This is a genomic window from Streptomyces sp. NPDC058375 (assembly GCF_042723425.1).
GTDB lineage: Bacteria > Actinomycetota > Actinomycetes > Streptomycetales > Streptomycetaceae > Streptomyces > Streptomyces durocortorensis.
In genome coordinates this window covers 1-8,598 of sequence record NZ_JBHXJG010000290.1, presented here as the reverse complement: position 1 = coordinate 8,598, position 8,598 = coordinate 1, and the positions used below count along the sequence as shown (strand labels likewise).

At 70.9% G+C, this 8,598-nt stretch carries 9 protein-coding genes; 7 read left to right on the top strand and 2 right to left on the bottom strand.

The window, feature by feature from the left end:
• Nucleotides 1–148: 148 nt before the first annotated feature.
• From ACFWM7_RS30905 to ACFWM7_RS30895, 3 genes are all read left to right on the top strand, one after another.
• Nucleotides 149–1,021 (top strand): IclR family transcriptional regulator, encoded by an 873-nt coding sequence (locus ACFWM7_RS30905; protein ID WP_383266873.1) that lies wholly within the window; start codon nucleotides 149–151, stop codon nucleotides 1,019–1,021.
• 136 nt (nucleotides 1,022–1,157) lie between these two features.
• Entirely contained in the window at nucleotides 1,158–2,039 is an 882-nt protein-coding gene (locus tag ACFWM7_RS30900; RefSeq protein WP_383266870.1) for an alpha/beta fold hydrolase, read from the top strand.
• 88 nt (nucleotides 2,040–2,127) lie between these two features.
• On the top strand, nucleotides 2,128–2,739 hold the full coding sequence (locus tag ACFWM7_RS30895) for a TetR/AcrR family transcriptional regulator (protein WP_383266868.1): 612 nt from the start codon (nucleotides 2,128–2,130) through the stop codon (nucleotides 2,737–2,739).
• A 245-nt stretch (nucleotides 2,740–2,984) separates the two neighbouring features.
• Here ACFWM7_RS30895 and ACFWM7_RS30890 read toward each other — a convergent pair whose 3' ends face one another.
• Both ACFWM7_RS30890 and ACFWM7_RS30885 read right to left on the bottom strand, forming a co-directional pair.
• Nucleotides 2,985–3,872: a VOC family protein gene (locus ACFWM7_RS30890; RefSeq protein WP_383266866.1), complete on the bottom strand. Its 888-nt coding sequence runs from the start codon at nucleotides 3,870–3,872 to the stop codon at nucleotides 2,985–2,987.
• Nucleotides 3,873–3,931: 59 nt separating this feature from the next.
• Nucleotides 3,932–5,116, bottom strand: a complete 1,185-nt coding sequence (locus ACFWM7_RS30885; protein ID WP_383266863.1) for an acyl-CoA dehydrogenase family protein — start codon at nucleotides 5,114–5,116, stop codon at nucleotides 3,932–3,934.
• 336 nt (nucleotides 5,117–5,452) lie between these two features.
• Here ACFWM7_RS30885 and ACFWM7_RS30880 point away from each other — a divergent pair, with 336 nt between their 5' ends.
• Genes ACFWM7_RS30880 through ACFWM7_RS30865 form a run of 4 tightly spaced genes read left to right on the top strand, consistent with a single transcriptional unit; the run spans nucleotide 5,453 to nucleotide 8,460 of the window.
• Nucleotides 5,453–6,619, top strand: a complete 1,167-nt coding sequence (locus ACFWM7_RS30880) for a Rieske 2Fe-2S domain-containing protein (protein ID WP_383266860.1) — start codon at nucleotides 5,453–5,455, stop codon at nucleotides 6,617–6,619.
• Nucleotides 6,616–6,897: a hypothetical protein gene (locus tag ACFWM7_RS30875; protein WP_383266858.1), complete on the top strand. Its 282-nt coding sequence runs from the start codon at nucleotides 6,616–6,618 to the stop codon at nucleotides 6,895–6,897. The genes ACFWM7_RS30880 and ACFWM7_RS30875 overlap by 4 nt, the downstream gene beginning before the upstream one ends.
• Nucleotides 6,894–7,925 (top strand): 2Fe-2S iron-sulfur cluster-binding protein, encoded by a 1,032-nt coding sequence (locus ACFWM7_RS30870; RefSeq protein ID WP_383266855.1) that lies wholly within the window; start codon nucleotides 6,894–6,896, stop codon nucleotides 7,923–7,925. The genes ACFWM7_RS30875 and ACFWM7_RS30870 overlap by 4 nt, the downstream gene beginning before the upstream one ends.
• Before the next feature lie 34 nt (nucleotides 7,926–7,959).
• Entirely contained in the window at nucleotides 7,960–8,460 is a 501-nt protein-coding gene (locus ACFWM7_RS30865; protein WP_383266852.1) for a flavin reductase family protein, read from the top strand.
• Nucleotides 8,461–8,598 lie beyond the last annotated feature (138 nt).

Genomic DNA, 8,598 nt, shown 5'->3' with positions numbered 1-8,598 from the left:
GGAGAGGCTCGGAAGCCTCTCCCGCCCCGCGCCGTTCGCGTCCCGCGAATTTCCCCGAACCGTCCTCTTACCGACATCTTCCCAGGTGTCCTGACCCCTGCTAGCGTCAAAACTAGATTTCATTCTAGTTTCGCCGAGAGGTGCTGGCATGAGCTCAGCGTCGAGCAGGATGGTCGGGTTCTCCCGTCAGCGGGAGGAGCTGCCCCCGTCGATGGTCGAACGGATCACCTTGATCATGGATCTTTTCGAACGCCCGTATGCGCAGCTGAGCCTGGAGGAAGTCACGGGCCGAACCGGCCTTCCCCGCTCAACGACCCACCGGATCCTCGACCAGCTCGTAGGCATGGGCTGGCTGGAACACATGACAACGGGCTACCGACTCGGGCCGCGCGCCCTCGGCCTCGGCGGCCGGGAAGCCGGCCACGGCGCGCTGCGCGCCGCCGCCGCTCCCGTGCTCCACCAGCTCGCCCTCCGTACGGGGCTGGTCGTCCACTTCGCGGTCCTCGAGGACTCCGAGGTGTACTACCTGGACAAGATCGGCGGTAGGTCCGCCATCGACGTGCCGTCCCGGGTCGGCGGGCGGGCGCCGGCGCACTGCACGGCGCTCGGAAAGGCCATGCTCGCCTGGCTCACGCCGGACCGCGTCGACGACGACTACGCGCACGGCGTCACCGCCCGCACGGTCCGGAGCATCGCCAGCCGGGACAGGTTGCACCAGGAGCTCAGCCGGGTCCGGGAGCGCCACGGCCTGGCCTACGAACGGGGAGAGTGTTTCGGGGACGTCGGCTGTGTGGGCGTCGCTCTGCGCGGCCCCACCGGCCCCCTCGGGGCCCTCTCCCTCGTCGGGGAGGTCGGCACGCCGCTGGAGAGGTTCGCGCCGCTCGCACTGGGCGCCGCCCGCAGCATCATGGACGAGCTCGCCGTCCCGTCCGCTGCCGTCGCGCCCGCGCGTCCCAGCCGAGCGCTCCCGCGGCACACGGCTCTGATCCCCGCAGAGCGATCCGCCGCCGGCGTCGGGTAGCCGTTCGCCGGGCCCGCGGCGGTGCCATCGACTGTCCCCGGCGGTCCCGCTGTCCGGGACGACGGTGCCCCGGGTCACGGGGGTCTGGTTAGCGTCCGTTACGACGACGATGCCGACAGGAGAGGTGGCTGGGGCCATGACCGAAGCGACGACCAGGACGTTCGGCTATGACGAAACGCTGCGCGAACTTCCCACGGAGCAGGGCGTGCTGCGCTACCACGAGGCCGGCGAGGGGCCGCCCCTGCTGCTGCTCCACGGCTCGGGGCCCGGCGTGACCGGCTGGCGCAACTACCGGGGCAACCTGGCCGCGTTCGCCCGGCACTTCCGCTGCTTCGTCCTGGAGTTTCCGGGCTTCGGGGTCAGCGACCCGACCGACGAGCATCCGATGGCCGCCGCACCGCAGGCCGTCACCCGGTTCCTGGACGGGCTGAGCCTGGGCCGGGTCGACGTGGTGGGCAACTCCATGGGCGGTATCGTCGCGGCGAACCTGGCGATCGCCCGGCCGGACCTGTTCCGGCGCATCGTGACCGTCGGCGGCATCGGGCGCAGCGTGTTCAGCCCGTCGCCCGGCGAAGGCATCAATCTGCTCATGGACTTCACCGAGAACCCGACCAGGGAAGCCCTGGTCCGGTGGATGCACTCGATGGTGTACGACCCGGAGGTCGTCACCGACGAGATGGTGGAGGAACGCTGGACCCAGGCCACCGACCCGGACACGCTGGCCGCCGCCCGCCGTATGTACGGTCGCAAGGCGTTGGCCGCCGGCATGGCCGCCGCGGAGGCGAGTGACCGGCCCCCGTACTGGTCGATGCTGCACAAGATCACCGCGCCCACGCTCATCACCTGGGGGCGCGACGACCGGGTCAGCCCCCTGGACATGGCGCTGCTGCCGATGCGCACCATGCCCAAGGCGGAGCTCCACGTCCTGCCCGACTGCGGCCACTGGGTGATGATCGAGCAGAAGGAAGCCTGGGAGAGCGCGGTGCTGGCCTTTCTCACCCGGCCCGGTGGTAGCTGAGGCCCCCCGGGCCCCGGGCCCGGGGCCGGCCCCTACCCTGGGTCCGACGGACGGCAGAAGCCGGCAACACCGATGGACAGGGGGACCGGTGCCACGACTAGCCGAGGCGCGCAAGCCCGCGGAGCCCGCTTCCGAACGACAGGTCGAGCGCTGGGACCGCATTCTGGGCGCGGCGGCCGAACTCGGGGCCGACACCGGGTACGAACAGGTGCAGATGCAGGAGATCGCCAGGGCGTCCGATGTCGCACTGGGAACGCTCTACCGCTACTTCCCCTCCAAAGTGCAACTCTTCGCCACGGTGTTCGCGGCGCGGGTTGCTCGCTTCGTAGAGGAGGAGTGGCCGGTGGAGGGCGGGGACGCCGTCGAGGTCGTGGGTGAGCGGCTTGTGGCCCTGAACCGCCGTCTCATGGAGCAGCCGGTGCTGTGCGGATCGATGGTACGGGCAACCGCGACCAACTACGCCGATCGTTCGGAGCCCCAGGCGCCGGTGCCCGACTCGCATCTGTACGACGCGGTGCTGCGCACGCTTGGCGAGGACGACCCGTGCCAGGAGCGGGTCACGGCGGTGCGGATGCTCGTCTACAGCTGGTGGGGCGTGCTCTTCTCGGAGCTGAGCGGACGCACCACACCGAGCGAGGCGCGGTACGAGATCGGGCTGGCCGCGCGACGGCTGCTGGCGCGGGACGGGCGGCCGGGGTGACGCACTGACGGCACTCGGCGGCCGGAGCGCGCGGAGGACGAGAAAAGGGGGAGCGGGGCCGTCCGGTGGACGGCCCCGCTGCTGTGCTCGTACGCGGTCGGCGCCAGCAGGGCGGTCGGCACCCAGGACCACGCGGAATCGTCAGCCCCATCCCGAGCTGCCCCAGCACCGCATCGCACCGGCTCCCCGGCCCGCGGACCGACAGGCCCGAGGGCCGGGGGACCGGCGGGCGGTGGCCGCCCGCGTCAGCTGAAGTCCCAGCTGTGCCCCCAATAGCTGTCGGCCGTGATCTCCTCGGCGGTGTAGGAGTCCTCCTCGACCAGCGCGCCCTCCCACCCGATCTCCAGGTCCCAGCCGCCGGGCGTTCGTACGTAGAAGGAGACCATCTTGTCGTTGGTGTGACGCCCCAGTGTGGACGACAGGTGGTAACCGGCCTTGAGGACCCGGTCGAGCGCCTGGCCGACCTCGTCGAGGGTCTCGTACTCGACCATGATGTGTACCAGCGCCGGGGACTTGAGCTCCGGCGAAGGCAGCAGGGCCAGGCTGTGGTGGCGGGCGTTGACACCGAGGAAGCGCAGTCGGACCGGTGCGGCCTCGGGCGGGGTCGGCATCCGGAACGCGCCACGCGGCAGGAAGCCGAGCGTTTCGGAGTAGAAGCGGAAGGCACCGTCGAGGTCGCCCACCGGGACCACCACGTGGCCCGCGCCCAGCTTGCCGGTGACGAAGCGGTTGCCGTACGGGGTGGCGAGCGGGCTGTGGTCCAGAGCCGGCCCGTGGAAGATCTCGACGGGTGTGCCGCCGGGGGCCTCGAAGGCGAAAGCCGTCTCCACCCGGCGCAGGTCGCACTCCTCCTGGGAGAGGGGCTTGGCCGGGACGCCTGCCGCCTCGACCGCTCGCCGAACCCGGTCGAGCGCCAGGTGGTCGCGGACCTCCCAGCCGACCGCTTCGACCCGGTCCTCGTCGCCGGGCAGAATTACGATCCGCCCGGCACGTTCGTCCATGCGCAGGTAGAGCGCGTCCGTCTCCGGTCCGCTCCCCTCGGCGAATCCAGCCGTCTCGAAGGCGAAAGTGCGCCAGGCCGCCATGTCGGTGGCCCGGACCCTGACGTAGCCCAGTGAGCTGATGTCACCCATGGTCTCTCTCTTTCCGGTCTGTTGCGGTGATCAGTACGTGGTGTCCAGCGGGGACGGGTTCAGATCAGGGCGCGCAGAGAACCCTCGGGCTCGATGCCCATGGAGGTGAGCGTGGCGGCGTGGTAGGTCGAACCAGGAGTGTGGATGGCGTGCTGGAGGCCGACGTGGGCGTCGCGCCAGAAGCGCTGCATGACGTTGTGCCGGCGCACCGCGTTCCCGCCGGAGCGGGCGAAGATCTGGTCGACCGCGGCGACCGCACGCCAGGCGCAACGGGTCTGGTTGCGCCGTACGACCGCCCGGTCCTCGAAGGTGATGGATTTCCCGGCCTCCGCCTTGTCGTACAGCCGGCAGATGCCGTCGAGGAGCTGGGTGCGGGAGGCACTGATCTCGGCGGACGCCTCCGCGATGGCCGACAGGACGTACGGGTCCTCCTTGATCCGGCTGCCCATGGCCGTGACCCGATCCCGCTGGTAATCGAGATGGGCGGCGAGGGCCCCCTCGGCGATGCCGACCACAGCAGAGGTGATGCCCAGCGGGAACATCGCCCAGAACGGCAGCTTGTACAAGGTGTCCGAGCGGCCGACGCGCTCCGCCGCCTTCTCGCCCTCGGCGACCTCTCCGCCATCGATGGTGCGGTAGGCGGGGACGAAGGCGCCGTCGACGACGACGTCCTTGCTGCCGGTGCCGCACAGGCCGATCACGTCCCAGGAGTCCGGCACGATGGTGTAGTCGGAGCGGGGCAGCACCACGTGGAGCATCTTGACCGGCTGCAGCGGTTTGCCGTCGGGGCCGCCGACCAGCGCGCCGAGGAAGACCCAGTCGCAGTGGTCGGTCCCGGACGAGAAGTTCCAGTGCCCCTTCAGGGTGTAGCCCCCGTCGGCCGGCGTGGCGACGCCCTGGGCCGCGTAGGGGGAGGCGATCCAGGTGTCGGGGTCGTCCCCCCATACCTCGGACTGGAGCTCGCGGTCCATCAGCGCCATCTCCCACGGATGAACCCCGCCGACGCCGCACACCCAGCCGGTGGACCCGCAGCTGCGCGCGACCGCCATGACCGCCTCGGCGAAGTCCCGTGGATGGGCCGCGTACCCACCGAAGTCCTGCGGCTGCAGCATCCGCATCACCCCCGCCTCGCGGATGAGCTTGACACTCTCGTCGGAGAGCCTGCCCAGCCCCTCCGTCTCCTGGGCCGTTGCTGCCAGGAGTGCCGAGGCCTCCTCGACCCGGCGGACCACCTCGTGCGCCATCACAACCTCCGAATGCTCGCCCCGAACCCGGCCCTCGAGGTTCGCCGGCCGGTCGGCCCGACGCTAGGCCGGTCGGGCACGGTGTGCGCCCGGCCCTCCCGCTGACCGGGACGGCCCGGGCCCCGCGCGTGCTCGCGAGCCATGGGAGCGCGGAGGCCGCGGCACCGGGCGCCCTGACGGACGCCGAAGTGCCCCTTCGTCCCGGTCAGCGGGAGCGGGCCTTCCGGCGCGGCCGTCCGCTTCGCACGATGACGACGGGAGTGACGCTCCGGAGCCGCCGGGTCGAGGAGCCGCTGCCGGGTGGACAGGCCCCTATCGCGCACACATGGAGGAGCGATGGCAACAATGGAGTCGGACGACGGTGTCCGCGTCATCGAGGCCGGGGCACCCCCCGTCCGGTACGCCCGGGGCTGGCACTGCCTGGGCCTCGCCGACACGTTCCGGGACGGCAAGCCGCACGCCGTCCAGGCGTTCGGCACCAAACTCGTCGTCTTCGCCGACAGTGAAGGAAAGCTGCAGGTTCTCAACGGATACTGCCCGCACATGGGCGGCGACCTGACCCAGGGCACCGTCAAGGGCGACGAGGTGGCCTGTCCCTTCCACGACTGGCGCTGGGCCGGCAACGGCCGCTGTGCGAGCATCCCGTACTCACGGCGGGTTCCTCCGCGTGCCCGCACCAAGTCCTGGCCCGTCCTCGAACAGAACCGTCAGCTCTTCGTCTACCACGACCCCCAGGGCAAGCCCCCGCCCCCCGAGCTGGAGATTCCGCGGATCGACGCCGTCTTTTCCGACGAATGGTCGGACTGGACGTGGAACTCGGTCCTCATCGAGGGCGCCAACTGCCGGGAGATCGTGGACAACGTGGTCGACATGGCCCACTTCTTCTACGTGCACTACTCGTTCCCCGTGTACTTCAAGAACGTGTTCGAGGGGCACCTCGCCACCCAGTACATGAACTCCACCGGCCGTGACGACGTCAGCTTCGGCACGACCTACTCCAAGGCGGAGGGCGAGGAGAAGCGGATCAGCCGGTCGGAGGCGACGTACTTCGGCCCCTCGTACATGATCGACTGGCTGCACGGCTCCAACGGCCTCATCGACACCGAGACCGTCCTGATCAACTGCCACTACCCGGTGAGTCCGACGAGCTTCCTCCTCCAGTGGGGCTGCATCGTCAAGAAGGCGCCGGGCCACACGGACGAGACGGCCCGGACCATCGCCGCGGCGACCTCCAAGGGGGTCGAGGCCGGCTTCCTCCAGGACGTCGAGATCTGGCGGAACAAGACCAGGATCGACAACCCCCTGCTCTGCGAGGAGGACGGCCCCGTCTACCAACTCAGGCGCTGGTACGAACAGTTCTACGTCGACACCGAGGACGTCACCCCCGAGATGACCAACCGGTTCGAGTTCGAGCTGGACACCGAACGCGCCGTGGAGTTCTGGTCCCGCGAGGTCGAGGACAACCTTGAGCGCCAGGGCGGCGTACCGCTCCGCCCGGCATGAGCGCGAACGGACGGGTGCCGCTCGCGGACCCGGAAAGGACGACCCAGGTGCGGCGCCTGTCGTGCGAACGCTGCGCGACGCCGGTGCTGGTACGCAAGAGCAGCCTGGCGCAGACCTCCGTGCAGTGGCCCGACGGCGCCGAGGGATGTGCGGAGTTCGCCGAAGTGCTTGCCGCCGACGGCCGGCCCAGGACCGCGGTGATCCCCACCTGCGCCCGGCTGCGGGCGACGATCGAACAGGCCGTGCGATCAGGGGAGCTGGCGGTGGTCGACCAGTGACCGACCCGATCCTCACTCTGCGCGTGGCCGAGGTGACACCGGAGACGGAGGACGCGGTGTCCGTCTCCTTCGACGCCGGGGAGGAGGACCGGCTCGACTACCGGCCGGGCCAGTTCCTGACGCTCCGTGTTCCTGCGCAGGAAGGCTGGGTGGCTCGCTGCTACTCACTCTCCAGCGCTCCGGGGGACCCCCGCCCGACCGTCACGGTCAAGCGGGTGCCCGGCGGCATCGCCTCGAACTGGATCTGCGACCGCCTGCGCCCCGGAGACACGGTCGAAGCGCTCCTCCCGGCCGGCCGGTTCACCCCCGCGCCCGACCACCGCGAGCTGCTGCTGTTCGCCGCGGGCAGCGGGATCACTCCGGCGATGTCGATCCTTCGGGCGCGGGCCCGAGAGGGCGGCAACGCCCTTCTGGTGTACGCAAACCGCGACGAGCGGTCGGTGATCTTCGCGGCCGAGCTGCGGCGCCTGACCGAGGAGCATCCGGACCGGATCCAGGTGGTCCACTGGCTGGAGACGCTGCACGGACGGCCCGACGCGGCCAGGCTGGCCGCGCTGGTCCGGCCCTGGTCCGTCGGTGCCGACGCGGCTCTGCTCTGCGGACCGGTGCCCTTCATGGAGGCGGCGGCCACGGCCCTCACCGAACTGGGGCTGGACCGAACGCGGGTGCTGACCGAGGAGTACCGGTCGCTCGCATCCGACCCGTTCGCCGGTCTGTCCGCCGCCCCCGAGCCGGTACCCGCCGACGAAGCGGGCAGCGGCACCGTCACCGTCGAACTCGACGGTGAGCGAAAGACGTTCCCCTGGCCCGCCCGTACCACCCTCCTGGACCTGCTGCGCGCCCAGGATCTCGACGCTCCCTTCTCATGTCGCGAGGGCTCGTGCAGCGCCTGTGCCTGCCGGGTCGTCGACGGCGAGGTGAAGCTGCTGCGCAACACCGTGCTGGAGGAGGAGGACCTGGCCGAGGGGTACACGCTGGCCTGCCAGGCGGTACCGCTCACCGACCACGTCGAGGTCGTCTACGACTGAGCCGCCCGGCTCACCACCCACCGAAGGAGTTCCGATGCTGCCCAGTGTGAACGCACGGATGTTCCGCACCGTCCTGGGGCAGTTCGCCACCGGCGTGACGGTGATCACCGGCCTCGACGGTGAGGAGCGGCTCGGCCTGGCCTGCCAGGCGTTCTCTTCGCTCTCCCTCGATCCGCCCCTCGTGCTCTTCTGCCCGGGACACACCTCCACGAGCTGGCCGCGCATCCGCCGCTCAGGCAGCTTCGGGGTGAACGTCCTGGCCGAGGACCAGCGCGAGGTCTGCGAGGCGTTCGGCAGCCCGTCCGGCCGAAAGTTCGACGCGGTCGGCTCGCGGCTCACCCCGGGCGGGACCGTCGTCCTGGACGGTGTCCTGGCGTGGCTCGGCTGCACGATCGAAACCGTGCACCGCGGCGGCGACCACGACATCGTCGTGGGCCGGGTGCAGGAACTGCGGGTCGAACGGCCGGACGGTCCGCTGCTCTACTTCCGGGGCGGGCACGACACCCCTGCGGCGCTGACACCGAGCGCCCGCTGAGCGCGCCGCGCGGCGTCCGGCGCGCTCCCGCCCGGCGCCGATCATGCCCCCGCGGCGACGACCACGCCGCGGGGGCCGGGGCCTGACTCCTCCGGCCCCATACCCACGCACATGGAAGCGCGGCCCGGCTTGCTCTGC

Bases quoted from the DNA above. Each gene is read 5' to 3' on its own strand.
- ACFWM7_RS30905 (WP_383266873.1), top strand. From the start codon at position 149: ATGAGCTCAGCGTCGAGCAGGATGGTCGGGTTCTCCCGTCAGCGGGAG.
- ACFWM7_RS30900 (WP_383266870.1), top strand. From the start codon at position 1,158: ATGACCGAAGCGACGACCAGGACGTTCGGCTATGACGAAACGCTGCGC.
- ACFWM7_RS30890 (WP_383266866.1), bottom strand. From the start codon at position 3,872: ATGGGTGACATCAGCTCACTGGGCTACGTCAGGGTCCGGGCCACCGAC.
- ACFWM7_RS30885 (WP_383266863.1), bottom strand. From the start codon at position 5,116: ATGGCGCACGAGGTGGTCCGCCGGGTCGAGGAGGCCTCGGCACTCCTG.
- ACFWM7_RS30880 (WP_383266860.1), top strand. From the start codon at position 5,453: ATGGCAACAATGGAGTCGGACGACGGTGTCCGCGTCATCGAGGCCGGG.
- ACFWM7_RS30875 (WP_383266858.1), top strand. From the start codon at position 6,616: ATGAGCGCGAACGGACGGGTGCCGCTCGCGGACCCGGAAAGGACGACC.
- ACFWM7_RS30865 (WP_383266852.1), top strand. From the start codon at position 7,960: ATGCTGCCCAGTGTGAACGCACGGATGTTCCGCACCGTCCTGGGGCAG.